The organism is Actinomycetospora termitidis (assembly GCF_030286555.1).
Lineage (GTDB): Bacteria > Actinomycetota > Actinomycetes > Mycobacteriales > Pseudonocardiaceae > Actinomycetospora > Actinomycetospora termitidis.
This window is the reverse complement of record NZ_JASVWF010000002.1, coordinates 915,061-939,722: the sequence shown is the minus strand read 5'-3', so window position 1 is coordinate 939,722 and position 24,662 is coordinate 915,061. Positions and strand designations below refer to the sequence as shown.

Here is a 24,662-nt window from a genome sequence, read left to right as displayed (position 1 = left end):
GGGGAGATGCCACCACGGACGGGGCCCGGCCACCACCCGCCCTACGGTGGGTCCGTGGATCTCGCGGACCTCGTCGCCCGGCTCCGTGCCGCCGGGTGCGTGTTCGCCGAGGAGGAGGCGTCGTTGCTCGGCGAAGCCGGCGCCGACGAGGCGGCGGTCGCCCGCCGCGTCGCCGGGGAGCCGCTCGAGCACGTGCTCGGGTGGGCGGCGTTCCGCGGGCTTCGCGTGGCCGTCGCACCGGGGGTGTTCGTGCCCCGGCACCGCAGCGGGCTCCTCGTCGACCTCGCGGTGGCCCGGGCCGCGCCCGGCGCCGTCGTGGTGGACCTGTGCTGCGGGTCCGGGGCACTCGGCGCGGCGGTGGCCGCGGAGGTGGCGATCGAGCTCCACGCCGTCGACCGGGACCCCGCCGCCGTCGCGTGCGCGCACCGCACCGTCCCCGGCGACGTGTACGAGGGCGACCTCGACGCTCCCCTGCCCCCCGACCTGCGCGGCCGCGTCGACGTCCTGCTCGCCTCCCCGCCCTACGTGCCGACCGCCGAGATCGCCGGCATGCCCCCGGAGGCCCGCGAGCACGAGCCGCTCCCGACCCTCGACGGCGGACCCGACGGCCTCGACGTCGCCCGCCGGATCGCCGCGCTCGCGCCGGCCTGGCTCGCCCCGGCCGGCGTCCTGCTCGTTGAGTGCGCCACCCACCAGGGGCCCGAACTCGCCGTCGCCGTGCGCGCGGTCGGGTTGGCGGCCACCGTGCACACCGACGACGACGCGACGACCGTGGAGGGCCGATGGCCGACCCGTTGACCGTCCTCACCCGTCGTCGGGACGGCGTTCGTGACGACGGGTCGCGGGTCGCGCTGGTCGTGGAGGGCGGTGGGAGCCGGGCGACGTACTCCGCCGGGATGGCGGCGGCGCTGGAGGACCAGGGGTTCGGTGACTGCTTCGACGCGGTCTACGGGGTATCGGCGGGGTCGCTGAACGCGGCGTGGTTCACCGCGGGGATGGCGCGCGAGGCGATGGCGCCGTGGGTCGACCGGTCGGTGATGCGCGAGACGATCAACCCTCGACGGCTCGTGCGGGGCGGCCCGGTCGTGGACCTGGCGCACCTCGTCGAGCACGTGTACGTCGACGAGTTCCCGATGCCGTTCGACCGCGTGCTCGCCGGGCCGTTCCACCCGATGGCCACCGACGCGGCGACCGGCGCGTCGGTCGACCTGCGCCCGCTGCTGACCTCGCCCGTCGACGTGCCGCGGGCCCTGCGCGCGAGCTCGACCCTGCCGGTACTCGCGGGGCCGCCCGTGACGCTGGGCGGACGGCGCTTCGTCGACGGCGGACTCGCCGAGCCCGTCGCGGTGCACACCGCCCTGGCGGCCGGGATCACGCACCTCGTCGTGCTGCGCACCCACGCCGCCGAGCACGTGCCGGCCGAACCGCCGGGGGTCGTCGACCTGATCGTGCGGCGGTGGCTGCGCCGGCACGCGCCGGGGGTGCTCGGGCCGTGGCGGGACCGCGTCGCGGAGGCCGGTCGCACCGAGGCCGTGCTCGACGGCCTGGGCGAGCGTGTCCGGCAGTTCCGCCCGCCCGCGGACGCACCGGCCGTCTCCCGGACATCGACGGACCTGGGTCTGCTCGGCGAGGCGCTGGAGGTGGGCTACGCCCAGGTGAGCACTATTCCGTGTCCCAGCACGGATTAGTGCTCACCTGGCGCAGCCACATCGCGACCGGGCCGAAGGTCAGCAGGCCACTGCCCGCGCCGGCGATCTCCCCGGCGGCGGGGGTCAGTGCCGCGACGGCCCGATCCACCAGGTCGCGGTCCCCGGCGGCCAGGCCCGCGTGGCCGGCGAGCACCCACAGGGCGTCGGCGACGTGGCCGGGGGGCGGGTCGGGGAGGTCGTACGTCGTCCGATCGTGCCGTCCAGCGTCAGCATGGCCGCACTGCTGACCCGAGGCGTGGAGGTACGCCTCGATCCACGGCGCGTACGGCCCCGCGTCCGGCAGCTCACCGAGCGGTTCCCCCCGCCGCAGGCGCATCCCCGCGAGCGCCAGGGCGAGCAGGCCGTCGTGGAGCCCTGGCATCCCCGCGCCGGCCAGGGTGCGGTCGGCGGCCCGGTAGGCGTCCTCGGAGTCCGCCCGGTACCACTCCAGCAGCACGCCCACGCCCGGGCTGTCGGAGCGCTCCCCCAACCGGTCCAGCACCGCCGCGTGCCCGTCCGCCGCGTCGGTCTCCCCCAGCCCCGACCGTGCCTGGAGCAGCACCAGGTGGCCGAGGATCTCCGACGTCGGGTCCTCGCCGCGGACCGCGAGCCCGACGATCTCCTCGCCGAGCGCCACCCGTTCCGGCGCGCTCCCCGGCCGGTGGAACGACTGCACCACCCGCGCGGCGAGAGCGTGCCGCAGGATCGCGGGCTCGCCGATCTCCCGTGCCAGCGACTCCGCTGTCGCGGCCGCCTCCGGCCCGCGGCGACCCGGAAGGCCCCGCGTCTCCACCGCGACCGTCGCCAGCAGGCGGGCCCGGGTCACGCGCCCGGGCGAACCCGACCGCAGGCACCACTCCGCGGCGTCCACCAGCACCGCGGACGACGCCGGGTCGTCGGAGCGGGTCCACACGCTCGGGACGTCGAACGCGCCGAGCAGGCGGGCGGTCAGGTCGCGGTCGCCGAGCCGCCGCGCCTCCTGCACCGCGGCGGTGTGCCGGCGCAGCGCCGTGACCGGGCCGCCGCCGTGCACGGCGAGGGTGCGCAGCAACGGCGTCGTGGACTCGAGCGCGGCCCGACGCCCCAGCCCGGCGACGCTGGTCCACAGGTCCCCCGACGACGGCAGGTCCAGGGCCGGCGACCGCTGCAGGACGTGGGTCTCGAGCTGCGCCAGGCCGACACCGGGGTCGAGACCGAGCTCGTCGGCGAGCCGGGCGCGGGCCCGGCGCAGCACCGCGAGGGCGTCGCCCTCCCGCCGGGCCCGGTAGAGCGCGAGGGCCAGCAGCCGCCAGCCCTCCTCGCGCCAGGGGTGCTCGGTGGTGTGCGCGTCGAGGTCGGCCACGGCCTCCTCCGGCCGGCCCCCGTCCATGCGACGACGGGCGAGCCGCTCCACCGCGTCGAGCCGCAACGCGGTCAGCCGGGCCCGCTCGCCCTCGGCCCACGGCGCGCGGGGCAGGTCGGCGTACGCCGGACCCCGCCACAGCGCGAGCGCGGCCGCGGGATCGTCGTCGAGCAGCTCCTCGAACCGCGCCGCGTCCACCGGCGCCTCCAGCGCGTACCCCGGGCCGCGCGTCACGAGCAGTCGCGGCGGCGTCCGGGCGGCCCGGTCCGGTTCCAGCGCCGTGCGCAGGGCCGCGACGAACGTGCGGAGGGCCCCGGCCGGCCGCGCGGGCAGCGAGCCGTCCGGCCACAGGTCGTCGATCAGCGTCTCGAGCGGGACCGTCCGCCCCCGCGCGACCGCGAGCCGGGCGAGCACCGCCCGGTGCTTCGGGCCGCCCAGCGCGACGGCGGCCCCGTCGGCGTCCACCGCGTCGATCGGCCCCAGTACGCGTACTGATCGGATGCTCATCGGGCCGGCCCAGGCTCGTCGTCATGACCTCCACCGAGCAGCGCGTCCCCGCCGCCGACGGCGTCCGACTGCACGTCGCGGTCGACGGCCCGGTCGACGCGCCCGCCGTCCTCCTGCTCCACGGCTTCCCGCAGACCCACCTGATGTGGCGCCACGTCGCCGCCGACCTCGCCCGCGACCACCGCGTGATCGCCCCCGACCTGCGCGGCTACGGGGCGTCGGACAAACCCGCCGACAGCGGGACGACCTACGCCAAGCGCACGATGGCCGCGGACGTCGTCGCCGTCGCGCGCCACCTCGGGGTCGAGCGGTTCGCGCTCGCCGGGCACGACCGCGGGGCCCTCGTCGCGATCCGCGCGGGCCTCGACCACCCGGACGCGATCAGCCACCTGACCATTCTGGACGTCCTGCCGGTGCCGGAGATGTGGGACGTCCTGCACGGCGTCGACGCCGCCGTCGCGTTCCACCTCTACCTCATGGCCCAGCCCCCGGGCCTGGCCGGGACGATGATCGCCGGCGCCCCGGACGCCTTCTTCGGGTTCTTCCTCGACGCCTGGGGCGGGAGCTTTCCCGACGACGTCCGGGCCGAGTACCTGCGTGCGTCCCGGGAGGCGGTGCCGTCGATCGTCGCGGACTACCGGGCGTCGGCCACCGTCGACCTCGAGCTCGACCGCGCCAGCCGCGCGGCCGGCGAGCGGCTCGCGATGCCGGTGACGGTCGTGCAGCAGAACTGGGGCGCCGCGCTCGGCTTCGACGCAGCCGATCTCTGGAAGCCCTGGGCGGCCGACCTCACCCACCGAACGCTCGACGCCGGCCACTTCATGGCCGAGACCGCCCCGGACGAGGTGAGCGCGCTGATCAGGCGGCGGGCTGCTCCGTCGCGTCCCACAGCTCGGTGAGCATCGCGATGTTGAGCTCGAAGGCGCGCTCGACCTCCGCGACGATCCGGGCGCGCTCGTCGGCGTCCCACGGGGCGTCGTCGAGCAGGGCGCGGTAGCGGTCTCGGAAGCGCGGGGTGGAGCCGAGCTCGCGGAAGTCGTAGAACGCGACGCCGCCGCCGGTCACGCCGTACACGCGCGGTAGCAGCCCGCGGATCGCCTGGCCGCCGGCGAGGTCGCCGAGGTAGCGCGTGTAGTGGTGCGCGACGAAGCCGCCGGGCCACTCGGCCGTCGCCTCGATGGCGTCCACGTACCGCTGTGTGGCGGGCAGGGCCTCGAGCTCGGTCAGCCCGTAGAAGCGGATGTCCTGCGCGAGGTGCGGGACACGGCGCAGCTCCTCGGTGACGAACGGGCCCGCCACCGGGTCGTCGGCGAGCGCGTCGCCGGTGGCCTCGAGGGCGTTGTAGACGAACCAGTACTGCTCGACCAGCCGCGCGTAGTCGGCGACCTGCAGGCGCCCGTCGAACAGCGCGCCCATGAACGGCGAGTGGTTGGCGCGGTCGTGCACGGCCAGCGTCGAGCGCCGGACGGTCTGGTGGAACGGGATCGCGGTCTCGGACATCCGGGCGGCCTCCGGGGCGTGAGCGGACCCTGTCGCCGTCGACCCTAGGCACGATCTCCAGGTGAGGGAACCCTAAGTCGGCAGGACGAACGAGTAGCCGCGGTCGGCCAGCCACGGCAGCAGCTGCTCCACGGCGGCCACGCTCTGGGCGCGCGGGCCGCCGCCGTCGTGCAGGAGGACGACCGCGCCGGGGTGCATCCGCTGCTGCACCCGGGTGACGATCGCGGCGGCCCCGGGGGTCGTCCAGTCCAGGGGGTCGACCGTCCAACCCAGCGCCCGCATGCCGTCCTGCGCGGAGGTCCGCACGAGGGCGGGCGACCACTTCCCCTCCGGCGCGCGGAAGTAGTCGACGTCGGCGCCGCCGGAGGCCTGCACCAGCATGTCGCGGCTGGCCTGCAACTGCCGGTTCATGACGTCGGGTGTGCGGGCCCCGATCCCCGGGTCGTGGGTGATCGTGTGGTTGCACAGCCGGTGTCCCTCGGCGACCACACGGCGGACGAGGTCCGGATGCGCCCGCGCCGCCTGGCCGACCATGCAGAACACCGCGTGGACCCGGTGCTGCGCGAGCAGGTCCAGGATGCGCGGCGTCGTCGCGGGATCCGGCCCGTCGTCGAACGTGAGCGCGACCGCCTTCCCGCCGCCACCCGTCGTCGTCAACAGGGTCGGGGCGATCGCCGGCCGGACCGGCGCGAGCGGCACGACGGCGGGTGCGGTCGCGACCGGCAGCTCGACGACCGGGCCGGCGGCCAGGGTCGTCGAGGGTCCGCGGTCGAGCAGCACGACGGCCGTGACGCCGACCAGCAGGCCGACGATCGTCAGCAGGCCTGCCCACCGATAGATGTACGGGGGTCTCACGATCTGGCGCAAGATCACCCGCTGTCGCCGAGTCAGCAACGCCACGTTCGCCCCATCCGTCACACGGGTAACAGAAGCCACACGTTAGGGGCACACGCCGCGGTGATCACGCGACGCGCCGAGGTCACGTGTCCAGGAGTTCGGGGACGAAGACGTCCTCGACGCCGAGCCGCCGTCGGGACAGGCCCTGCTCGTGGTGGTGGCGCAGGAAGGCGTCCAGCGTCGTGCGGTTTGCCGCGATCCCGTAGGGCCACCAGTCGGCGCCGAACTCGGCGGTGGTCCGCTCGACCAGCGCGTTCGTCCACGGCAGCATCGTCCGGACCTGGTGGACCCGGCGGGCGGTCCGGTACCGCTCCAGGCCCGCCTCTTTCGCGGCCAGGTAGCCCTCGTAGACGGTGCGGGCGAGGCCCGGGTGCCCGGCGACCAGCTCCCGCGGCAGCACGACGGTGTGCATGATCGGGAAGATCCCGGTGCGCCGGTGGTAGTCGCGCTCGACGGTCTCGAAGTCCTCGAACAACCGCCGGACGTGCGGGGACCCGTCCAGCGCGCACTGCGGGGCGAGCGAGGAGACGAGCGCGTCGATCTCGCCGGACTCCAGCATCGCGCCCAGCGAGCGCCCGGCGGGCGCGCGCTCGACGTGGACGTCGTCGGGGTGCGGGTGCGGGACGAAGTCGAACGGCGGCGCGGGACGGTCGAGGCCCCCGATCACCCACCGGCACCGGTCCGGGGTGACGCCGTACTCGTCGGCCAAGACACCCTTGACCCAGACGCCGGAGTCCTGCCCGTACATCCCGAACTCCCCGACGGTCCGCCCGGCGAGGTCCTCGGGCCGCTCGATCCCGCTCGCGGTGTGGACGTACACGCAGGAGTGCCGGAAGACGCGGGCGGGGAAGGCGGGGATCGCGACGAACGGTGCATCGACGTCGAGCAGCCGGAGGTGGACCGTCAGCCCGAGCTCGGCGACGTCGAACTCCCGGTCCACGACCATCCGGCGGAACAGGTCGGACGCGATGGCGGCCGACGCGACCGTGGCCGGCACGCCGTCGAACGTGACCCGGCCGTCGAGCAGGGCGTCGGTGGTGTCGTAGGGCATCGTGCCGACGCGCAGGCTCACCGCAGGGCCTCGTCCGGGACCAAGACGTCCTCGCAGGTCAGCCGCGTGCGGGAGAGGCCCTGCTCGTGGTGGTAGCGCAGGAAGGTGTCGACGGCGGTGCGGTTGGCGTCGATCCCGTACGGCCACCAGTCCTCGCCGAGCAGCGCGCGGTTCTCCGCGAACAGCTCGCTGAACCACGGGGTGATCACGGCCATGTGCTGCTTGGCCGCGTTGTCCCGGTAGTGCTGCTGCACGATCTCCTTGGCCTCGGTGAACGCGCGGTACAGCGAGCGCACCAGGTCCCGGTCCTCGGCGAGCTCCCGGCGGATCGCGACGACGTGCATCATCGGGAAGATGCCGGTGCGCCGGTAGTAGTCCCGCTCCACCGCCTCGTAGTCTCCGAACAGCCGGCGGATCTTCGTCGTCGATCCGTCGAGCACGCTTCGCGGCACGTCGACCGAGAGCAGCGCGTCGATCTCGCCCGCCTCGAGCATCGCCGCCAGGGTCTCCCCCTCGCCCGCGTGCCGGACGCGGACGCCGTCGGGCACCGGCTGCGGGATCCAGTCGAAGGCGGGGATCGGGTGGTCGGTGCCACCGATCACCCAGTCGATCTGCTCGGGCGTGACGCCGTACTCGTCGGCCAGGACGCCCTTCATCCACACGCCGGGGTCGGAGCCGTAGAGGGCGAACTCGCCGACCGTCCGGCCCGCCAGGTCCTCCGGCCGCTCGATCCCGCTGTCGGTGTTCACGAACAGCGACGAGTGCCGGAAGTTGCGGTTCGGGAAGATCGGCAGTGCCAGGAACGGCGAGTCGTCCCGGTCGAACGTGCGCAGGAAGTACGTCAGCCCGTACTCGGCGACGTCCAGTTCCCCCTGCGCCATGCGCTGGAAGACGTCGGAGATCAGCGGCGAACTGGACAGGGTCACGTCCGCGCCCTCGATCGGGACGCGGCCGTCGAACAGCGCCTCGGTGTGCTCGTAGCGGTAGACGCCGAGCTCGATCTTCTGATCGCTCATGTCCTCACCCTGCGCCCGCCGGTACTCAGACGTCCAAGACCATGTTGTGCTGCGATCCATCGCGGACAACGATGGATCGCGTGGAGCTGCGACAACTCGCCTACTTCGAGGCGGTCGCGCGCTGCGGCGGGTTCACGCGGGCGGCGGAGGATCTCCTGGTCGCACAGCCGGCGATCTCGGCGCAGGTGCGCCGGTTGGAGTCGGAGCTGGGGGTCGCGCTGCTGGCGCGCACCACGCGGCGGGTGGCGCTGACCGAGGCGGGCGAGCTCTTCCTGACGAGGGCCCGGCGCGTGCTGGCGGAGCTGGCGGCGGCGCGCGCGGAGGCCGAGCAGGTGGCGCACGTGGTGCGGGGGTCGGTCGCCGTCGGCGCCACGGGGGTGCTGGGCGGCTTCGATCTACCCGGGACGCTCGCGGTCTTCGCACGGGGCCACCCGGGCGTCTCGCTGTCGCTGCGGACCGGCCTCGTGGACGCGCTCGTCGACGACCTCGCCGCGGGCGCCCTGGACCTGGTCCTCGGCCCGATCCACCCCGACCCGCCGTCGGGAATCGTCGCGACGCCCCTGGCCGAGGACCGACTGGTGCTGGTGACGCCGCCGGGCCGGACCGGCGGGGACCTGGTGGGCTTCGCCGGGGAGCCCTTCGTGTGCCTCCCCGCCGACAGCGGCCTGCGGCACGTCCTCGACGGGCTGGCCGCGCGGCTCGGCGTCGAGCTGCCGGTGCGCTTCGAGGCGTCGACGCCGTCCGGGGTGCGCGAGCTCGTCGGCGCGGGTCTCGGGGTCGCCCTGCTCGCGGCGTCCGCGGTGGACGGGGCCGGCGCGCCGGTGGAGGTGCACGAGGTGGTGCCGGCGACCGCACACCCGCCGTTCGGGCTGCTGCACCGGGAGTCGCTCTCCCCCGCCGCGGCGGCCCTCGCGGAGCGGATCATCACGGCGGGTCGCTGAGGGCATCGTCCGAGCGGGCGCGGGGCACCCGTCGGTCATGCAGACAGCGAGACTGGGTGCCCTCGAGGTGGGCCGCATCGGCCTGGGTGCGATGGGCATGTCGCACGGCTACTCGGGCGCGGGGAGCGACGACGACGAGTCGATCCGGACGATCCACCGCGCCCTCGACCTCGGCGTCACCCTGATCGACACGGCCGAGGTGTACGGGCCGTACGTGAACGAGGAGCTCGTCGGGCGCGCGCTCGCCGGGCGCCGGGACCAGGCGGTGCTGGCCACGAAGTACGGGCTGATCTCGCACACCGGACGCGAGGGCGCGGACTCGTCGCCCGACTCCGTGCGGCAGGCCGTCGACGGGTCGCTGCGCCGGCTCGGCGTCGACCACGTCGACCTGCTCTACCAGCACCGGGTGGACCCGGAGACGCCGATCGAGGAGACGATCGGGGCGGCCGCGGCGCTGGTCGAGGCGGGCAAGGTCCGGTACCTCGGGCTCTCCGAGGCGTGGGTCGACACGATCCGCCGGGCCCACGCGACGCACCCGATCACGGCCCTGCAGTCGGAGTACTCGCTGTGGACCCGCGAACAGGACGAGGTCCTCCCGGTGCTGCGCGAGCTCGGCATCGGACTGGTCCCCTACTCGCCGCTGGGCCGCGGCTTCCTCACCGGCACGATCCGCTCGGTCTCCGACTTCGCCGACGACGACATGCGCCGGGACAACCCGCGCTTCGCCGAGGAGAACTTCCGCGCCAACCTCGCGGCGGCCGACGAGGTCCGGGCGGTCGCCGACGATGCCGGGTGCACGCCCGCCCAGGCCGCGCTCGCGTGGGTGCTCTCGAAGGGTGACGACATCGCGCCGATCCCGGGTACCAAGCGGGTGTCGCGCCTCGAGGAGAACGTCGCCGCCGACGCGGTGAGGCTCACCGCCGAGCAACTCGCCCGCCTCGACGCGGCCACCCCCGCCGTCGGGGGCCACCACTCGGACTCCCAGATGACGCTCATCGAGCGCTGACACCCCACCGGAAGGACACCATGCGTTTCCGCCAGCTCGGCGACTCCGACCTGCAGGTCTCGGAGATCTCCCTCGGCTCCTGGCTGACCTACTCGGGCGGCATCGAGGCCGAGCAGACCCGCGCCTGCACCGAGGCCGCCTTCGACGCCGGCATCACCCTGTTCGACACCGCCGACGTGTACGGGCAGGGCGCGGCCGAGACCGCCTGGGGCGAGATCCTCTCGAAGCACGACCGCGACTCCTACGTCCTCGCGACGAAGGTGTGGGGTCCGATGTCGGACGACCCGTCCGACCGCGGGCTGTCCGCCGCGCACATCGAGCAGGAGATCGACGCGTCGCTGCGGCGCCTGCAGGTCGACCATGTCGACCTCTACCAGGCGCACCGCTTCGACTCCTCGGTGCCGATCGAGGAGACGATCGAGGCGCTGCAGAAGACCGTGCAGCAGGGCAAGGCCCGCTACCTGGGCTTCAGCGAGTGGACCCCGGAGCAGATCGAGACGGCGATCGAGATCGCCGGCAAGGACCTGTTCGTCTCCTCCCAGCCGCAGTACTCGATGCTCTGGCAGGCGCCGCAGAACCGGGTCTTCGGCCTCTGCGCCGCGAACGGCATCTCGCAGATCGTGTGGTCCCCGCTCGCGCAGGGCCTGCTGACGGGGAAGTACCGGCCGGGCGAGCAGGCCCCCGACGGCAGCCGCCTCGCGGACCCGGAGATGGGCGGCTCGATGCAGTCGCTGTTCGACATCGACCGGGCCGTGCAGGCCGTCGAGCGGCTGCGTCCGATCGCCGACGGCGCCGGACTCGACCTGACGACGATGGCCCTGGCCTGGGTCCTGCGTCGCACCGAACTGGCGTCGGCGATCGTCGGGGCCACGCGCCCCGAGCAGGTGCACGCCAACGCGGCGGCGTCGGGCGTCGAGCTCTCCGAGGACACCCTGGCCGCGATCGACGAGGCCCTCGGCGACGTCCCGCAGCGGGAGTACACCCCCGCGCCGGGGGCCACGGAGGGCATCACGCACCGCGCCGCGTGAGCGCGGGGTGCGCCGGCGCCCGGGGCTCCCGGGCGCCGGCGGCACCGTCAGGAGAACGCGTCCTTGATCTTCGAGCCGCGCTGCTTGACCTCGCCCTTGGCCATGTCGGCCTGCCCGCTGCGCTCGAGCTTCTTGTTCCCGGTCGCCTTCCCGGCCTGTTCCTTCGCCTTGCCCTTGATCTGCTGGGAACGGTTCTTCGCGGTGTCGTCGACGGCCATGTCGCGTCCTCTCCTCGATCACCTGGCAGGGAGTCCGTACCTCCGTGATCGGCGGTCCACGCCGTACCGGCCGGTATGACGACGGGTGCGCGAGCGCCCTGGGCCGGGTGCGGCGCCACGCTGGGACGTCCGCCCGCCGGTTTGTGCACCCGCCGTCGTCGGGAAGGTCCCCGCATGTCACGCGCGGGATGGTTCGGGCTGGGTGCCGCCGCGGCGGCGGGTGTCGCCCTGGGGCGGAAGGTCGCGGGGAGCGCGGCGGTCGGGTCCGGGCACCCGTGGAAGCACCGGGTGCTGGACACCGCGTCCGGCGTGCTGCAGCAGAAGTTCCCGGTGGACGCGATGAGCACCTACCTCAACGGCTTCCACTTCTACGCCGACGACATGGGCCGCCAGGTCGAGGCGTCGCACTTCTGCATCCACCTGCAGCACGACCTGCACCAGTGCGTCATCTTCGACCGCAACGCCGCGGACGCCCGGCTGATCGGGATCGAGTACATCGTCAGCGAGGAGCGGTTCCGGGCTCTTCCCGACGACGAGAAGCGGCTCTGGCACAGCCACCACCACGAAGTGAAGTCGGGCGTCCTCGTCGCGCCCGGCATTCCGGAGATCGCGGAGCGGACGTACTTCGAGGACCTGGTCACGACCTACGGCAAGACCTTCCACACCTGGCAGTACGACCGGGACGACTTCCCGTACGGCGTCCCCCAGCTGATGATGGCGTTCACGGCGGAGGGGCAGGCCGACGAGTCGGCGGTCCGCGACCGGGACCGCCGACTCGGGGTGTCGGCGTCGGAGCGTCAGCAGAAGCGGGCGGACATCCCCACACCCGACGTCGTGCCGGGGGCGAACTCCTGGGAGTCGGGCCGCACGGTGCAGCTCACCCTCGAGGAGAAGCCGTTCCGGTTCGGCTGAGTCCTACTGCGGGTCCTGCAGCAGGCCGAGCACGTTGCCGTCGGTGTCGGTCACGAGCGCGATCAGCCGGCCGCCGCCCACGTCCTTGGCCGGCTGGGTGACGGCGCCGCCGGCTCCGGTCACGGCCGCGAGCGTCCCCTCGATGTCGTCGACGTGCCAGTGCGCGACCGGGCCCGTCATCCCGCTGTGCGGGACGAGCCCGATGTGCTGGCCGGCGACGTCGTAGCCGACGTAGTACGGCGAGTCGACCGTCGGCCCGGCGCCCAGTAGCGCGGTGTAGACGGGCTTGGCCTTCTCGAGGTCCGACACGGGGTGCAGCACGGTGCGGATGCCCTGGTTCGTCATGGTGTCCTCCTGGGTCGTCGATCCTTCATGACGTCGACCCGGCTCGGCCGGGATGTGTGACGGCTCAGGTCCGCGCCGTCATGTCGCCGGTGGCGGGTGGCGCCCCGGTGGGCTCGTAGCGCAGGACGACGACGCCCGACGGCGACGTCACGGGCGGTTCGACGAGCCGCAACCCGCTCGGGAGGGCACCGTGCTCGACGACGCGCTTGCCGGTCCCGAGCAGGACCGGGTGGACGAAGAGCGTCAGCCGGTCGTAGAGCCCCGCGCCGACCAGCGACCGGACGAGTTCCAGGCTCCCCGAGACGTAGACCTTGTCGTGCCGCTCGCGGATCGCCCGCAGCTCGTTGCCCAGCTCGGCGCCGACGCGGGTGGAGCCCGCCCAGTCGAGGTCCGGCGTGCCCCGCGAGGCGACGTACTTCGGGATGCGGTTGAACAGCTCGGCGATCTCGGCGTCCTCGCCGTCGGTGTAGTGCTGCCAGTAGGACGCGAAGATGTCGTAGGTCCGCCGACCGAGCAGCAGCGCGTCGACGCCCTCCATGCCGCGCCCGATCTGCTCACCGACGACGTCGTCCAGCAGCGGCGCCTGCCAGCCGCCGAACGCGAAGCCCCCGGTGGTGTCCTCGTCCGGCGTGCCGGGCGCCTGCCCGACGAGATCCAGGCTGCAGAACGTCTCGATGTGGATGCGGCCCACTGTCGGACCCCTTCTCTACGCTGCGCCGACATGAGTCTGGCGATGGGGATGGTGACGGTCGACTGCGCGGATCCGCGGCAGCTGGCCGCGTTCTGGTGCGGTGTCCTCGGGACGGAGGTCGCGGCCGACTATGGCGGGTTCGTGATGGTCGGGCCGCCGGCGGGAGGCGTGCGGATGGGCTTCCAGCAGGTGCCCGAGGAGCGTGCGGGGAAGAACCGGGTGCACCTCGACCTGAACACCGACGACCGGGTCGGCGAGACGACACGGGTGGTGGAGCTGGGCGCGCGGGTGCTGGAGGAGCACGTCGGGGAGGTGCCGGGGCTGGACTGGACGACGCTGGCCGACCCGGAGGGCAACGTGTTCTGCGTCGGCGAGGGGCACTGACTCATCGTCCGCGGGGCACGTAGTGGTGGGCGACCGCGCCGGAGTCGTACACCACCCGGTCGACCAGCTCCAGGTCGACCGGCGCCGAGAGCCCCGCGAACAGCGTCGGGCCGTAGCCCGCGATCTGGGGGTGCACGACGAGCTCGTACTCGTCGATGAGCCCCAGCTCCGTCAGTGCGAGCGGGAGCGCGACGCCACCGGTGTAGATCCCCTCGCCGGGCTGCTCCTTGAGCTTCCGGACGGTGCTCTCGAGGTCCGCGCCGCGCACGAGCTCGGCGTTCCAGTCGACCGACTCGAGCGTGTCCGAGACGACGACCTTCGGCTTCGGGTCGATCGCGGCGACGAACGGGTTCGACGGGTCCCCGTCCCGCCAGGCGGACTCCATCATCCCGTAGATCACGCGGCCGAACAGGAGGACGTCGGCGCGGGCGAGGATCTCCGCGGCCCGCCGGTGCAGCTCCTCGTCCGGCTCGATGGAGCGGTGGTCGACGCACCCGTCGAGCGTGACGTTGATCGAGTACCGCAACGGTCGCATTTCAGGACCATAGCGTCACTCGGAAGGACCGGATAGCCGTCAGTCGGCGGTCGTCGTGCTCTTCTCGAACGCCTCGTCCGCGGCCGCGCGCTCGCGCAGTCGCATCCGGCGGGCGACCACGGCCAGACAGATCAGCGCGGCGAGCGCCACGGCGAACTGGATCCACCGGGCCGGGCTGGACGGCGCGTCGAGCGCGTCGCTCCAGGCCGTGCCCATCACCCAGACGACGAGCAGCATCCCGGCCAGCAGCCACCGGCGCGCAGTGCGGATCTCGATGTGGTCCATCGCCCCACGGTGGCGTACGTGCCCGCGATGGGCCAGACGGAGCACACCTTCCGGGGGCGGACGAGTCGGCCTGTAAGCCGGATCCTGTGCCCACGGTCCCTCGCGGGTCCGCGGGCGGCGACCATCCATCTCGGCCCGTCGTCGCCGACGGGCTCCAGCGGTCTACCCGCAGGTCTCGGGCGGGCAGCCCTCGGACGACCTGCGCAGCACCGTCTCCGGTGCCTTCTTGACCTTGCTCCGGGTGGGGTTTACCGAGCCGTCCTGGTCACCCAGGACGCTGGTGGTCTCTTACACCACCGTTTCACCCTCACCACCGGTCGCCCGGTGGCGGTCTGTTCTCTGTGGCACTGTCCCGCGGGTCACCCCGGGTTGCTGTTGGCAACCACCCTGCCCTGTGGAGTCCGGACTTTCCTCGACGGGGTCTCGTGGACCCCGACGCGGTCGCCCGGCCGGCTCGTCCGCCGGCGACGAGTCTAGCCAGGGTGCGACGGGCCGAGCCGGCAGCCCTCGCCATGATCAACCAGCACCCTCGGCTGCCCGACGGCCCGATGACCGCCGCAGGTGCTCGTTGATCACGGCGGAGGTGGCACATCCGCCCGAACCGGACGCGCGCCACCGCTCACTGCGCCGATCGCCGTACCCCCGGATACCGTCCCGCGCGTGACCGACCCGAGCGTGCTGCAGATCGTCCTGCTGGTCGTGCTCGGGTTGCTTGCGGGCGCGGTCAACGCCATCGCGGGCGGGGGCAGCCTCATCGTGTTCCCGGTGCTCCTCGCCACCGGGCTGCCGCCGCTGCCGGCCAACGTGACGAACTCCGTCGCGCAGTGGCCGGGGTACGCCGGGTCGACGCTGAGCGCCCGCAAGGACCTGCCGAGCCAGGGCCGACGGATCGCCCTCGCCGCGGTCCCGGCCGCACTCGGCTCCGCCGTCGGGTGCGGGCTGCTGCTGATCCTGCCGCAGTCGGTGTTCGACGCGGTCGTGCCCGTGCTCGTGCTGCTCGCGAGCCTCACGCTCGGGCTCCAGCCGTGGATCAAGCGGTGGACCGCGCGGGAGGGCGCGGAGCACGACAAGCCGGTCGGGCTCGTCGTCGTCACCTTCGTCGCGGCGGTGTACGGCGGGTACTTCGGCGGGGCGCTGGGCGTCGTGCTGATCGCGGTGCTCTCGCTGCTCTGTGCCGACACCGTGAAGCGGCTGAACGCGGTGAAGGTGCTGCTCAGCCTCGTCGTCGCGACCGTGACCGTGATCCTCTTCGGGTTCTTCGCCCCGGTCGACTGGTTCGCGGTGCTGCTGCTCGCGCCGTCCACGCTCGTCGGCGGATACCTCGGGATGGCGGTCGCCCAGAAGATGCCGGACAACGTGCTGCGCTGGTGCGTGGTGGTCCTCGGCGTGGCGGTCGCGATCTACCTGTTCGTCCGGGGATGACGGTCCTCGCGGTCGGCCTGCTGATCGCGGTCCTGGTCGTCGCGGTCGCCCGGCCGCGGGGTCTGCCCGAGGCGACCGCGGCGGTGCCGGCGGCCGCCGTCGTCGTCGTGGTCGGCCTGCTCTCCCCCGGCGCCGCGTGGGAGGAGATCGTCGAGCTCGGCCCGACCGTCGGGTTCCTCGCCGCCGTCCTCGTCCTCGCGCACCTCGCCGACGCCGAGGGCGTGTTCACCTGGGCCGGCTCGCTGCTGCGTCGCGAGGGCCTGTTCGGGCGGGTCTTCGGGATCGCGGCGGTGACGACGGCCGTGCTCAGCCTCGACGCGACCGTCGTCCTGCTCACGCCCGTCGTCGTGCGGGCCGCGAAGCGCCTGCGCGTCGCCGCCGCGCCCGCCGCCTACGCGTGCGCACACCTGGCGAACTCCGCGTCGCTGCTGCTCCCGGTCTCGAACCTGACCAACCTGCTCGCCGTCGGCGCTACCGACCTCTCGTTCCTGCGCTTCGCCGCCCTCATGACGCTGCCGTGGCTGGCGGTGCTCGCCGTCGAGTACGTCGGGCTGCGGTGGGTCTTCCGGCGGGACCTCCGACCGAGCGAGCCCCTTCCCGACGACGGCCCGCGCGAGCCGGTCCCGGCGTTCGCCCTGGTCGTGCTCGCCCTGACCCTGGTCGGCTTCGGCGTGGCGTCGCCGCTCGGGGTGGAGCCGGTGTGGGTGGCGGTCGGTGGGGTCGTGGTGCTGGGCGTGCGGTCGGTGATCGCGCGGCGCACCTCGGTGCCGCGTCTGGTCGGCGCCGCGTCCCCGCTGTTCTGCCTGTTCGTGCTCGCGCTGGGCGTCGTGGTGGCCGCCGTCGGTGCGCAGGGGCTGGGCGGGCTGCTCGGGTCGCTGGTCGGCGGGCTCGGCACCGGGCTGGGTGGCCTCCTCGCCGTGGCCGCGATCGCCGCCGTGCTGGCGAACGTCGTCAACAACCTGCCCGCGACGCTGCTCCTGCTCGCCGCGCTGGGACCCGCACCTGCCCCCGTCGTCGTGCTGGCGATGCTGATCGGGGTGGGGGTCGGGCCGAACCTGACCTACGTGGGCTCGCTCGCGACGCTGCTGTGGCGCCGGGTGATGCTGGCCGAGGGCGTCGCGCCGTCGTTGTCCCGCTTCACGGTCGCGGGCCTGGTGACGACGCCCGCGGCGCTGGTCGTCGGCACCGTCGCTTTGTGGGCCGTGGCCTGACGCGGCCCCGCACTCCCCCGCAGATCCGCTTCCGACGGAAGCGGATCTGGAGCACACCGCGCTGCGGAGCGCCCGCGCACCACCGAGCCCCGCGAATCCGCTTCCGCCGGAATCGGATCCGGGGCACGTCGCGTACTCGTGGACGTGCGTGCGGCGCGAGACCCGCCCTACGGCAGGTACGAGGTCTCGTTCACCAGGCGGACGCTCGCCCCGCCGTCGGACCAGAAGTCGACGACCGACAGACACGCCAGGTCCAGGTGCAGCCGGAACAGCAGCGACGGGCCGGCGTCGAGGGCCAGCTTGAGCACGGTCTTGATCGGCGTCACGTGGCTGACGAGCACGACCGTCGACCCCGCGTACCGCTCCAGCAGCCCGCTCAGCGCGGCCGACACCCGGACCTCGACGTCCGCGAACGACTCCCCCTCCGGCGGCGGCACCGACGGGTCGCCGAGCCACCTCGGGTGCACCTCGGGATCGCGTTCCGCCGCCTCCCGGAAGGTCAGCCCCTCCCAGGCACCGAAGTCGGTCTCGATGAACCCGTCGTCGACCTCGACCGGCAGCCCGAGCGCCGCGCCGACCGCACCCGCCGTCGCGAAGGCGCGGGAGAGCGGCGAGCTCACGACTGCCGCCGTCTCGGGGTAGCGCGCCGCCACCGCGGTCGCCGCGGCGGCGGCCTGCGCCTCGCCGAGCTCGGTGAGGTCGGGGTTGCCGCGCCCGGAGTAGCGCCGCTCGACCGACAACGGCGACTGCCCGTGCCGCAGCAGGACGATCCGCGTCGGCACGGCGGCGCCGCGACCGGTCCATGCACCGGCAGCGTTCGCCACTACTTCCCCGTCCGCACGACGATCGCGCCGCAGTTCTCGCACCGCACGACCTCGTCCGGCGCGGCCCCCTGGATCGTCCGCAGCTCGGCGCGGTCCATCTCGAGCCGGCACGCCCCGCAGCGGTTGCCGGTCAGCTCGCCCGCCCCGGTCCCGGAGCGCGCCCGGAGCTTGTCGTAGAGCTCGACGAGGTCGTCCGGGAGCTCCGCGATCAGCCCCTTGCGCTCCTCGCCGCGACGGACCTCGGTGGTCCCGATGTCGCCCAGCACCCCGTCGCGCCGCTCGACCGCGTCGGCCAGCGTCGTGGTGGCCTCCGCGTGCACCCCGGTCTCGTGCTGGAGGTCCACGCCCGCGGCCTCCTGGCGCTCCATCACCTCGAGCTGCTCCTCCTCGAGCACCGCACGGCGACGTTCGAGCGACTGCAGCTCGTGCTGCAGGTCGGAGGCCTGCTTGGCCGAGACCGAGCCGTTCTCCAGCAACTGCCGGTCCCGCGTCTCGCGGGTGCGCACCTGCTCCACCTCGCGGTCGAGCTTGGCGACGTCGCGGTCGAGGTCGGAGAGCGCGGTCTGCGCGACGACGACGGCGTCCTGCGCCGCGCGCAGGCCCCGCTCGGCCTCCTCCACCGCCGTCTGCTCGGGCATCGTGCGACGACGGTGCTCCGCGCGGGCGAGCTCGGCGTCGACCCCGGCGAGGTCGAGCAGGCGACGCTGGGCGGCGGGATCGGCCTTCACGGGGCCTCCTTCTCGACGACGGTCCCGACGACGTTCCCGACGGCGGGTGTGGTGGCGCGGGCGCCCAGGGTCCAGGGGTCGGTGCGCAGCGCCGAGACGTGCACGGTCACGCCCGGCAGGGCCCGCCGCACGACGTCGGCCGCCTGCGCGCACCACGGGTGCTCGGAGGCCCAGTGCGCGACGTCGACCAGGGCCGGCGCCCCGGTCCGCTGGAGGTGCTCGTCGGCGGGGTGGTGACGCAGGTCGGCGGTGACGTAGGCGTCGACCCCGGCGGCCCGCGCGAGGTGCAGCATCGAGTCGCCGGCCCCGCCGGAGACCGCGACCCGCTCGATCGTGCGGGCCGGGTCCCCGGCCGCCCGGACGCCCCAGGCGGTCGTCGGGAGGGCCTCCTCGACGCGCGCGACGAAGGCCGCCAGGGGTTCCGGCTGCGGGAGGCGCCCGATCCGGCCGATCGTCGACGTCGGGTCGAGCGGCTCCTCGACGACCACGCCGAGGGCGTCCGCCAGCGCGTCGGAGACGCCCGGCGACGCCGCGTCGGCGTTGGTGTGCGCGGCGAACAGCCCGACCCCGGCCCGGATCAGCCGGTGCACGACCGACCCCTTGGGCTGGTCGGCGGGCACCCCGTGGACCCCGCGCAGCAGCAGCGGGTGGTGCGTGACCAGCAGCTCCGCCCCGGCCGCGATCGCCTCCTCGACGACGGCCGCGGTCGGGTCCACGGCGAGGTGGACGCGGGTGACCGGCTCGGTCGGGTCGCCGCACACCAGTCCGACCGCGTCCCAGTCCTGGGCGAGGGCCGGCGGGTAGGCGGCCTCGAGGGCAGTGACGGCGTCGGCGATCAGATGTCCCATGGCGGGCGCCATTGTGGTCCACGCGGGCGGGGGTCGGGATGATCGGTCCCGTGCTCCGCGTCGTCACCGTCTGCTCCGGCAACATCTGCCGCTCCCCGATGGCCGAGAAGGTGCTCCGCAGCGCCCTCGCCGCCGCCGGCCTCGCCGACCGGGTCGAGGTCACCAGCGTCGGCATCGGGCCCTGGCACGCCGGCGAACCCATGGACCGGCGCGCCGCCGCGACCCTCTCCCGACACGGCTACGCGACCGACCACGTCGCGCGGCAGGTCTCCGACGACGTCCTCGGCGCCGACCTCCTGCTCGCCGCCACCGTCGACCACGCCCGCGACCTGATCCGCGCGGGCGCCGAGCCGACGACGGTGCGTCTGCTGCGCTCGTTCGACCCGGCCGCGCCCGAGGGCGCCGAGGTCCCGGACCCGTACTACGGCGGCGACGAGGGGTTCGACGAGGTGCTGGCCATGATCGAGGCGGCCACGCCCGGCGTCGTCGCCTGGGCGAAGGAGAACGCATGAGCGTCGAGAGCCTGACCGGCCACGCCGTCGTCGGGACCCGCTCCCTAGGGTCGGTCGAGCGGTGCACCCTCGACGACGGGCGCGAGGTGGTCGCGAAGCGCGGCGACGTCGCCGCCGAGGCGGCCGGCCTGCGGTGGCTCGCCGCCGCGGACGCGGTCGCGGTCCCCGAGGTGCTGGGCGCCGACGACGGGTGCCTCGTGACGGCGGCGGTGCCGTCCGGATCGGCGTCGCGCGAGGCCGCGGAGGCGTTCGGGCGATCGTTGGCGGCGCTGCACGCCGCCGGCGCACCGGCCTTCGGGGCGCCACCCCCCGGAGGACCGGCCGACGCCTGGATCGGCGGCGCCCCGATGCGCAACGATCCCGTCGAGGGGCCGTGGCTGGACTGGTACCTCGCCGACCGGGTGCAGCCGTACCTGCGCTCGGCGGTGGACCGGGGCGCGCTGTCCGCCTCCGACGCGTCGCGCATCGAGAACGCCTCGGTCGACCCTGGTCCCGCCGAACCACCCGCCCGCCTGCACGGCGACCTCTGGAGCGGGAACGTGTTGTGGTCCGACCGGGCCTGGGTGATCGACCCGACCGCGCACGGCGGGCACCGCGAGACCGACCTCGCCATGCTGGCGCTGTTCGGCCTCCCGCACCTCGAGACCGTCCTCGCGGCGTACGACGAGGCCGCACCCCTGGCCGACGGGTGGCGCGACCGCGTCGGGCTGCACCAGCTCTTCCCGCTGCTGGTGCACGCGACGCTGTTCGGCGGTGGCTACGGCGACGCCGCGCTCCGAGCGGTGACGTGACACGCCGGCGCCATAATGAGGGGGTGCGCTTCCTCCTCCGACCCGGGTGGATCGCCCTGACGGTGGCCGTCGCCGGGTTCGCGTTCGGGTGCTACTACCTGCTCGCGCCCTGGCAGTTCCACCGCAGCGAGGAGCGCGACGGCACCAACGCCGCCCTCACCCGCGCCGTGTCGACCGCCCCGGTACCCCGGGGCGAGCTCGTGCCGCGGGGCACCGAGCCGACCGACGCGGTCGTATGGCGGCAGGTCGTCGTCACCGGGACCTACCAGCCGGGTGACGTCCTCGTCCGGCTCCGGTCGGTGGACGGGAGCGCCGCGAGCGAGGTCCTGACCCCGTTCCGGACGACGGACGGCGAGACCCTCCTGGTCGACCGCGGCTACGTGCGGCCGGCGGGCACCGTCCTGCCGCCGATCGCCCCGGCGCCGGGCGGTCCGGTCACGCTCGTCGCCTACCAACGTCCGGACGAGACGCCGACCGACCGGGCCCCGATCGAGCAGGCCGGCTACCGGCAGTTCTACGCGATCGACGCCGCGCAGATCGGGAGTGGGCTCAGCCCCGGCTACCTGCAGCTCCTCCCCGACCAGCCCGGCACGCTCACCGCGGTCCCGCTGCCCCCTCCCGACCCGAACCCGTCGTACTCCTACGCCTGGCAGTGGCTGATCTTCGGGATCATGGCCATCGGCGGGTGGGCCTACTTCGTGCGCCTGGAGTACCGGACACGCAAGGACGAGGCCGTTCCCGACGGCGAGGCGGCGCCGGACGCGCCCGACACCGCGGAGCCCGCGCCCCGGACGACCGCCGAGGTCCTCGCCGACCGCTACGGCCGCTGAGCGGGCCCACCGAGAGGTACACCAGGCACCTGGTGCAGCCCGTCGAGGTGCCTGATGTACCTCTCGCGAACGCGGACCCCGCTGCTCCGACCGCGAGGAGCACATCAGGCACCTCTGTCCACGCGCCGGCGTGCCTGGTGTGCCTCTCGGCTCACCGCCGCCGCGACCCCTGCTGCGACGAGCGCCGCGGCGGCGGTGACGACCCGCGACAGCCGCACCGCCCGCGCGAGGTCGGCGACCCCGGGCGGGGGTCCGGAGCCCAGGGTCGGGCGCTCCTGCACGCCGTACGGGTAGACGGTCCGCCCGCCCAGCCGCCGGCCGAGGGCACCGGCGAAGGCCGCCTCGACCGGGCCGGCGTTCGGGCTCGGGTGCTTCGCGGCGTCCGCCCGCCACGCCGCGAAGGCGTCCCCCGCACGCCCACCCACCGAACCGGCCGCACCCGCCGTCAAGAACGCCGCGAGCCGGGCCGGGACACCGTTGAGCACGTCGTCGAGCCGCGCACTCGCCCAGCCGAAGCGGTGGTGGCGCGCCGAGAGGTGCCCGACCATCGCGTCCAGGGTGTTCGCGGCGCGGTAGCCGAGCAGCCCGGGCACCCCGGCGATCGCGCCCCAGACGAGCGGTGCGACGACGGCGTCCGAGGTGTTCTCCGCGACCGACTCCAGCGCGGCGCGGGCCAGGCCGTCCGCGTCGAGCGACGACGGATCGCGCCCGCACAGCGACGGGAGGCGGCGGCGGGCGGCGGCGAGGTCGTCGGCGTCGAGCTCCGCGGCGAGCGCCGACCCCTCCCCCGCGAGGGAGCGCCCGCCCAGCACGGCCCAGGTGGCGGTGGCCGTCGCCAGCACGCGGAGCCAGCGCCCCGGGAACCGCTCCGCGGCCACCCCGCTGGCCACGACCCCGCCCACCAGCACGGTCGTGTACAGCGCACCACGGCTGCGCGAGTCCGCCCACCACGCCCGCTCGAGCCGGGCGGCCGCCGACCCGAACACCGCCACGGGATGTCCCCGCCGCGGATCCCCGAGCACCGCGTCGGCGGCGACCCCCAGCAGCAGCCCGAGGGCCCGTGCACGCATGGCGGTCATGATCGCAGACCTATCTGTCAGTAGACACTGACGTTCGTCGCCGCTAACGTGAGCGCGTACCGACAGAGGAGGCCGTCATGACGACCGACCCGGCCGACGCCGCACTGAAGGCCCTCGCCGAGCCGCGCCGGCGCGCGATCCTGCAGCTCGTGGCGCACGACGAGCTCGCCGCCGGCGAGATCGCGGCCGCCTTCGACGTCTCGCGGACCGCGGTCAGCCAGCACCTCACGGTCCTCAAGGAGGCCGGGCTCCTGCACGAGCGCCGCGAGGCGACCCGCCGGCTCTACCGCGCCCGGCCCGAGGGCCTGGCCGAGCTGCGCGATCTGCTCGAGGACCTCTGGGACTCCGCCCTCGACACCGCCCGCCGTCTCGTCGAGGCCGACCGCGACACGGCGGCCCGGGAGGAGATCGCATGACCGACACCGCCCGGGTGCTGCCGCTGCAGCGTCCGCCGATCCGCCGCTCGACGCTGGTCCGCAGCTCCGTCGACCACACGTTCTCCGTCTTCGTCGACACCATCGGTACGTGGTGGCCCCTGCGGCCCTACTCGGCGGGCAAGGAGCGGGTCGACGACGTCACGGTCGAACCGCGCGTCGAGGGCCGCGTCTACGAGACCTGGGACGACGGGACGGTGGTCGAGTGGGGCCGCCTGCTCGCCTGGGAGCCGCCGCACCGGCTCGTCATGACGTGGGCCCCGACCCCGGCGCCCACGGAGGTCGAGCTGACCTTCGCCGTCCTCGCGCCGGCGCTGACGCGGGTCACGGTCGAGCACCGCGGGTGGGAGGCACTGTCCGACGAGCAGCTGGCCCGCGACTGCGCCACCCCCGGCGGCTACGTCGGTGGCGGCTTCACCCGCGGCTGGACCGCCATCCTCGCGAGCCTGACGACGGCCGCCGAACAGATCCGGGAGTGATGATGATCCACGCCTACCGTCTGATCGCGCCCCGCCCGACGTTCGCGCAGGACATGACCGAGCACGAGGCCGCCGTCATGGGCGAGCACGCCGCCTACTGGCACGACCTCGTCGACCGTGGCACGGCCGTGCTGTTCGGCCCGGTCGCCGACCCCGCCGGGTTCTGGGGTCTGGCCGTCGTCGAGACGGGTTCCGACGACGAGGCGGTGCGGGTCCGCGACGGCGACCCGGCCGTGGCGCAGGGAGTGTGCCGGGGCGAGATGCACCCCATGATCGACCCGACGCTGCGGAAGGACGTGCCACGCTGATCACGTGACGTTCAGCGACGAGCTCTGGGACGGCGCGGCCGACGTCTACGACGCGGTCCTCGCCCACCCGTTCCTCACCGGCCTGACCGACGGGACGCTGCCGCACGAGGCCTTCGGGCACTTCGTGACCCAGGACAGCCACTACCTGCGGGGCTACGCCCGGGCGCTGGCCGTGCTGGCGGCGCGGGCGCCGACCGAGGACGACACGACGCTGTTCGCCCAGCACGCCGCCGGGGCGATCGCGGCGGAGCAGGAGATGCACGCGGAGCTGTCGGAGGCGCTGCACGTCGACCGTTCCGCCGCGCCCGCCCCGACCACGCTGGCCTACACCAGCTACCTGCTCGCGACGGTGCACGGCGGGTCGTTCGCCGAGGGCCTCGGTGCGGTGCTGCCCTGCTACTGGATCTACGCCCGGGTCGGCGAGGCGCTGCTCGCGACCTCGTCCCCGGACCCGCTCTACGCACGCTGGATCGCGATGTACGGCGGGGACGAGTTCCAGGCGGTCGTCGACGCCGCACTCGGGGTCATGGACCGGGTCGCGACCGACCTCGCGGCGGCCGAACGCGCACGGGTGCTCGAGCACTACCGGACGACCTCGCGCTACGAGTGGATGTTCTGGGACGCGGCCTGGCGTCGCGAGACCTGGCCGGTCTAGACACGACGACGGCGGGCCCCCTCCTGGAGGGGACCCGCCGTCGTGGGGTCGGGGCTCAGGCCTCGGCGAGCTCGACCATCGCCGGGGTGCGCCGCCAGTTGCGGTGCGCGTACGCGGCGAGGCTCGAGGCCACTCCGAATCCCGCTCCTGCAACGACGACCATCGACACGAGTACAGCAGCCATCAGGTGGCTCC

Annotated in this window: 32 protein-coding genes and 1 other RNA gene; 17 read left to right on the top strand and 16 right to left on the bottom strand. The window is 74.3% G+C overall.

Features of this window, described 5'->3' with window-relative positions; genetic code table 11:
* Positions 1 to 6: 6 nt before the first annotated feature.
* Both QRT03_RS12550 and QRT03_RS12545 read left to right on the top strand, forming a co-directional pair.
* Positions 7 to 798, top strand: a complete 792-nt coding sequence (locus tag QRT03_RS12550; protein WP_286053153.1) for a putative protein N(5)-glutamine methyltransferase — start codon at positions 7 to 9, stop codon at positions 796 to 798.
* Positions 783 to 1,688: a patatin-like phospholipase family protein gene (locus QRT03_RS12545; RefSeq protein ID WP_286053151.1), complete on the top strand. Its 906-nt coding sequence runs from the start codon at positions 783 to 785 to the stop codon at positions 1,686 to 1,688. The genes QRT03_RS12550 and QRT03_RS12545 overlap by 16 nt, the downstream gene beginning before the upstream one ends.
* Here the strand turns inward: QRT03_RS12545 and QRT03_RS12540 are convergent.
* Positions 1,663 to 3,537, bottom strand: a complete 1,875-nt coding sequence (locus QRT03_RS12540; protein ID WP_286053149.1) for an AfsR/SARP family transcriptional regulator — start codon at positions 3,535 to 3,537, stop codon at positions 1,663 to 1,665. The genes QRT03_RS12545 and QRT03_RS12540 overlap by 26 nt on opposite strands.
* 23 nt (positions 3,538 to 3,560) lie before the next feature.
* On the opposite strand from QRT03_RS12540, the gene QRT03_RS12535 reads away from it, so the two are divergent.
* Complete coding sequence (locus QRT03_RS12535) at positions 3,561 to 4,436, top strand: alpha/beta fold hydrolase (protein WP_286053148.1); 876 nt, start codon at positions 3,561 to 3,563, stop codon at positions 4,434 to 4,436.
* Here the strand turns inward: QRT03_RS12535 and QRT03_RS12530 are convergent.
* The 4 genes from QRT03_RS12530 to QRT03_RS12515 all read right to left on the bottom strand — a co-directional run bounded on the left by QRT03_RS12530 (position 4,396) and on the right by QRT03_RS12515 (position 8,001).
* Positions 4,396 to 5,037, bottom strand: a complete 642-nt coding sequence (locus QRT03_RS12530) for a biliverdin-producing heme oxygenase (protein ID WP_286053147.1) — start codon at positions 5,035 to 5,037, stop codon at positions 4,396 to 4,398. The genes QRT03_RS12535 and QRT03_RS12530 overlap by 41 nt on opposite strands.
* 72 nt (positions 5,038 to 5,109) lie before the next feature.
* On the bottom strand, positions 5,110 to 5,892 hold the full coding sequence (locus tag QRT03_RS12525) for a polysaccharide deacetylase family protein (RefSeq protein WP_286053145.1): 783 nt from the start codon (positions 5,890 to 5,892) through the stop codon (positions 5,110 to 5,112).
* Between the two features lie 124 nt (positions 5,893 to 6,016).
* Positions 6,017 to 7,006 carry a substrate-binding domain-containing protein gene (locus QRT03_RS12520; protein ID WP_286053144.1) on the bottom strand — a complete coding sequence of 330 codons (990 nt, stop codon included), beginning with the start codon at positions 7,004 to 7,006 and terminating at the stop codon, positions 6,017 to 6,019.
* Positions 7,003 to 8,001: an ABC transporter substrate-binding protein gene (locus tag QRT03_RS12515; protein ID WP_286053142.1), complete on the bottom strand. Its 999-nt coding sequence runs from the start codon at positions 7,999 to 8,001 to the stop codon at positions 7,003 to 7,005. The genes QRT03_RS12520 and QRT03_RS12515 overlap by 4 nt, the downstream gene beginning before the upstream one ends.
* Positions 8,002 to 8,081: 80 nt before the next feature.
* Between QRT03_RS12515 and QRT03_RS12510 the strand changes: the two genes are divergently transcribed.
* From QRT03_RS12510 to QRT03_RS12500, 3 genes are read left to right on the top strand one after another with little or no spacing between them, the layout of a single operon-like run.
* Positions 8,082 to 8,942: a LysR family transcriptional regulator gene (locus tag QRT03_RS12510; protein ID WP_286053139.1), complete on the top strand. Its 861-nt coding sequence runs from the start codon at positions 8,082 to 8,084 to the stop codon at positions 8,940 to 8,942.
* 37 nt (positions 8,943 to 8,979) lie between these two features.
* Complete coding sequence (locus QRT03_RS12505; protein ID WP_286053138.1) at positions 8,980 to 9,948, top strand: aldo/keto reductase; 969 nt, start codon at positions 8,980 to 8,982, stop codon at positions 9,946 to 9,948.
* Positions 9,949 to 9,968: 20 nt separating this feature from the next.
* A complete protein-coding gene (locus QRT03_RS12500; RefSeq protein ID WP_286053137.1) occupies positions 9,969 to 10,976 on the top strand; it encodes an aldo/keto reductase in 1,008 nt (335 codons plus the stop codon).
* 47 nt (positions 10,977 to 11,023) lie between these two features.
* Here QRT03_RS12500 and QRT03_RS12495 read toward each other — a convergent pair whose 3' ends face one another.
* A complete protein-coding gene (locus tag QRT03_RS12495; RefSeq protein WP_286053136.1) occupies positions 11,024 to 11,194 on the bottom strand; it encodes a CsbD family protein in 171 nt (56 codons plus the stop codon).
* A gap of 174 nt (positions 11,195 to 11,368) precedes the next feature.
* Between QRT03_RS12495 and QRT03_RS12490 the strand changes: the two genes are divergently transcribed.
* Positions 11,369 to 12,106 carry an OBAP family protein gene (locus QRT03_RS12490; RefSeq protein WP_286053134.1) on the top strand — a complete coding sequence of 246 codons (738 nt, stop codon included), beginning with the start codon at positions 11,369 to 11,371 and terminating at the stop codon, positions 12,104 to 12,106.
* Between the two features lie 3 nt (positions 12,107 to 12,109).
* Here QRT03_RS12490 and QRT03_RS12485 read toward each other — a convergent pair whose 3' ends face one another.
* Positions 12,110 to 12,451 carry a VOC family protein gene (locus QRT03_RS12485; protein WP_286053133.1) on the bottom strand — a complete coding sequence of 114 codons (342 nt, stop codon included), beginning with the start codon at positions 12,449 to 12,451 and terminating at the stop codon, positions 12,110 to 12,112.
* Positions 12,452 to 12,515: 64 nt separating this feature from the next.
* On the bottom strand, positions 12,516 to 13,142 hold the full coding sequence (locus QRT03_RS12480) for a dihydrofolate reductase family protein (RefSeq protein WP_286053132.1): 627 nt from the start codon (positions 13,140 to 13,142) through the stop codon (positions 12,516 to 12,518).
* 30 nt (positions 13,143 to 13,172) lie between these two features.
* Between QRT03_RS12480 and QRT03_RS12475 the strand changes: the two genes are divergently transcribed.
* Positions 13,173 to 13,526 carry a VOC family protein gene (locus tag QRT03_RS12475; protein ID WP_286053129.1) on the top strand — a complete coding sequence of 118 codons (354 nt, stop codon included), beginning with the start codon at positions 13,173 to 13,175 and terminating at the stop codon, positions 13,524 to 13,526.
* A gap of 1 nt (position 13,527) precedes the next feature.
* Here QRT03_RS12475 and QRT03_RS12470 read toward each other — a convergent pair whose 3' ends face one another.
* The 3 genes from QRT03_RS12470 to rnpB all read right to left on the bottom strand — a co-directional run bounded on the left by QRT03_RS12470 (position 13,528) and on the right by rnpB (position 14,803).
* Positions 13,528 to 14,061 carry a dihydrofolate reductase family protein gene (locus QRT03_RS12470; protein ID WP_286053127.1) on the bottom strand — a complete coding sequence of 178 codons (534 nt, stop codon included), beginning with the start codon at positions 14,059 to 14,061 and terminating at the stop codon, positions 13,528 to 13,530.
* A 39-nt stretch (positions 14,062 to 14,100) separates the two neighbouring features.
* Positions 14,101 to 14,346, bottom strand: a complete 246-nt coding sequence (locus QRT03_RS12465) for a hypothetical protein (protein WP_286053126.1) — start codon at positions 14,344 to 14,346, stop codon at positions 14,101 to 14,103.
* A 57-nt stretch (positions 14,347 to 14,403) separates the two neighbouring features.
* Positions 14,404 to 14,803, bottom strand: an RNA gene (gene rnpB, locus QRT03_RS12460) — RNase P RNA component class A.
* Between the two features lie 203 nt (positions 14,804 to 15,006).
* On the opposite strand from rnpB, the gene QRT03_RS12455 reads away from it, so the two are divergent.
* Together QRT03_RS12455 and QRT03_RS12450 are read left to right on the top strand one after the other, a co-directional pair.
* Positions 15,007 to 15,768: a sulfite exporter TauE/SafE family protein gene (locus QRT03_RS12455; protein ID WP_286053124.1), complete on the top strand. Its 762-nt coding sequence runs from the start codon at positions 15,007 to 15,009 to the stop codon at positions 15,766 to 15,768.
* On the top strand, positions 15,765 to 16,979 hold the full coding sequence (locus QRT03_RS12450; RefSeq protein ID WP_286053123.1) for an SLC13 family permease: 1,215 nt from the start codon (positions 15,765 to 15,767) through the stop codon (positions 16,977 to 16,979). The genes QRT03_RS12455 and QRT03_RS12450 overlap by 4 nt, the downstream gene beginning before the upstream one ends.
* 167 nt (positions 16,980 to 17,146) lie before the next feature.
* Here the strand turns inward: QRT03_RS12450 and QRT03_RS12445 are convergent, their stop codons facing one another.
* From QRT03_RS12445 to QRT03_RS12435, 3 genes are read right to left on the bottom strand one after another with little or no spacing between them, the layout of a single operon-like run.
* Positions 17,147 to 17,761 (bottom strand): histidine phosphatase family protein, encoded by a 615-nt coding sequence (locus QRT03_RS12445; RefSeq protein ID WP_425604822.1) that lies wholly within the window; start codon positions 17,759 to 17,761, stop codon positions 17,147 to 17,149.
* A gap of 41 nt (positions 17,762 to 17,802) precedes the next feature.
* A complete protein-coding gene (locus tag QRT03_RS12440) occupies positions 17,803 to 18,531 on the bottom strand; it encodes a zinc ribbon domain-containing protein (RefSeq protein ID WP_286053121.1) in 729 nt (242 codons plus the stop codon).
* Entirely contained in the window at positions 18,528 to 19,379 is an 852-nt protein-coding gene (locus QRT03_RS12435) for a Nif3-like dinuclear metal center hexameric protein (RefSeq protein WP_286053119.1), read from the bottom strand. Before QRT03_RS12435 ends, QRT03_RS12440 begins: the two co-directional genes overlap by 4 nt.
* A gap of 50 nt (positions 19,380 to 19,429) precedes the next feature.
* Here QRT03_RS12435 and QRT03_RS12430 point away from each other — a divergent pair, with 50 nt between their 5' ends.
* From QRT03_RS12430 to QRT03_RS12420, 3 genes are read left to right on the top strand one after another with little or no spacing between them, the layout of a single operon-like run.
* Positions 19,430 to 19,891 (top strand): low molecular weight protein-tyrosine-phosphatase, encoded by a 462-nt coding sequence (locus QRT03_RS12430; RefSeq protein ID WP_286053118.1) that lies wholly within the window; start codon positions 19,430 to 19,432, stop codon positions 19,889 to 19,891.
* Positions 19,888 to 20,682 carry a fructosamine kinase family protein gene (locus QRT03_RS12425; protein ID WP_286053117.1) on the top strand — a complete coding sequence of 265 codons (795 nt, stop codon included), beginning with the start codon at positions 19,888 to 19,890 and terminating at the stop codon, positions 20,680 to 20,682. The genes QRT03_RS12430 and QRT03_RS12425 overlap by 4 nt, the downstream gene beginning before the upstream one ends.
* A 23-nt stretch (positions 20,683 to 20,705) precedes the next feature.
* A complete protein-coding gene (locus QRT03_RS12420; protein ID WP_286053115.1) occupies positions 20,706 to 21,512 on the top strand; it encodes an SURF1 family cytochrome oxidase biogenesis protein in 807 nt (268 codons plus the stop codon).
* Between the two features lie 104 nt (positions 21,513 to 21,616).
* Here the strand turns inward: QRT03_RS12420 and QRT03_RS12415 are convergent, their stop codons facing one another.
* Complete coding sequence (locus QRT03_RS12415; RefSeq protein WP_286053114.1) at positions 21,617 to 22,582, bottom strand: cobalamin biosynthesis protein; 966 nt, start codon at positions 22,580 to 22,582, stop codon at positions 21,617 to 21,619.
* Positions 22,583 to 22,668: 86 nt separating this feature from the next.
* Between QRT03_RS12415 and QRT03_RS12410 the strand changes: the two genes are divergently transcribed.
* From QRT03_RS12410 to tenA, 4 genes are read left to right on the top strand one after another with little or no spacing between them, the layout of a single operon-like run.
* Positions 22,669 to 23,007 carry an ArsR/SmtB family transcription factor gene (locus QRT03_RS12410; RefSeq protein ID WP_286053113.1) on the top strand — a complete coding sequence of 113 codons (339 nt, stop codon included), beginning with the start codon at positions 22,669 to 22,671 and terminating at the stop codon, positions 23,005 to 23,007.
* Positions 23,004 to 23,504 (top strand): SRPBCC domain-containing protein, encoded by a 501-nt coding sequence (locus tag QRT03_RS12405; protein WP_286053111.1) that lies wholly within the window; start codon positions 23,004 to 23,006, stop codon positions 23,502 to 23,504. The genes QRT03_RS12410 and QRT03_RS12405 overlap by 4 nt, the downstream gene beginning before the upstream one ends.
* A 2-nt stretch (positions 23,505 to 23,506) precedes the next feature.
* Positions 23,507 to 23,812 (top strand): YciI family protein, encoded by a 306-nt coding sequence (locus tag QRT03_RS12400; protein ID WP_286053110.1) that lies wholly within the window; start codon positions 23,507 to 23,509, stop codon positions 23,810 to 23,812.
* Between the two features lie 4 nt (positions 23,813 to 23,816).
* Positions 23,817 to 24,467, top strand: coding sequence for a thiaminase II (tenA, locus tag QRT03_RS12395; protein WP_286053109.1), 651 nt, complete (start codon positions 23,817 to 23,819; stop codon positions 24,465 to 24,467).
* A gap of 55 nt (positions 24,468 to 24,522) precedes the next feature.
* Here tenA and QRT03_RS12390 read toward each other — a convergent pair whose 3' ends face one another.
* Positions 24,523 to 24,651: a hypothetical protein gene (locus tag QRT03_RS12390; RefSeq protein ID WP_286053108.1), complete on the bottom strand. Its 129-nt coding sequence runs from the start codon at positions 24,649 to 24,651 to the stop codon at positions 24,523 to 24,525.
* Positions 24,652 to 24,662: the final 11 nt, after the last annotated feature.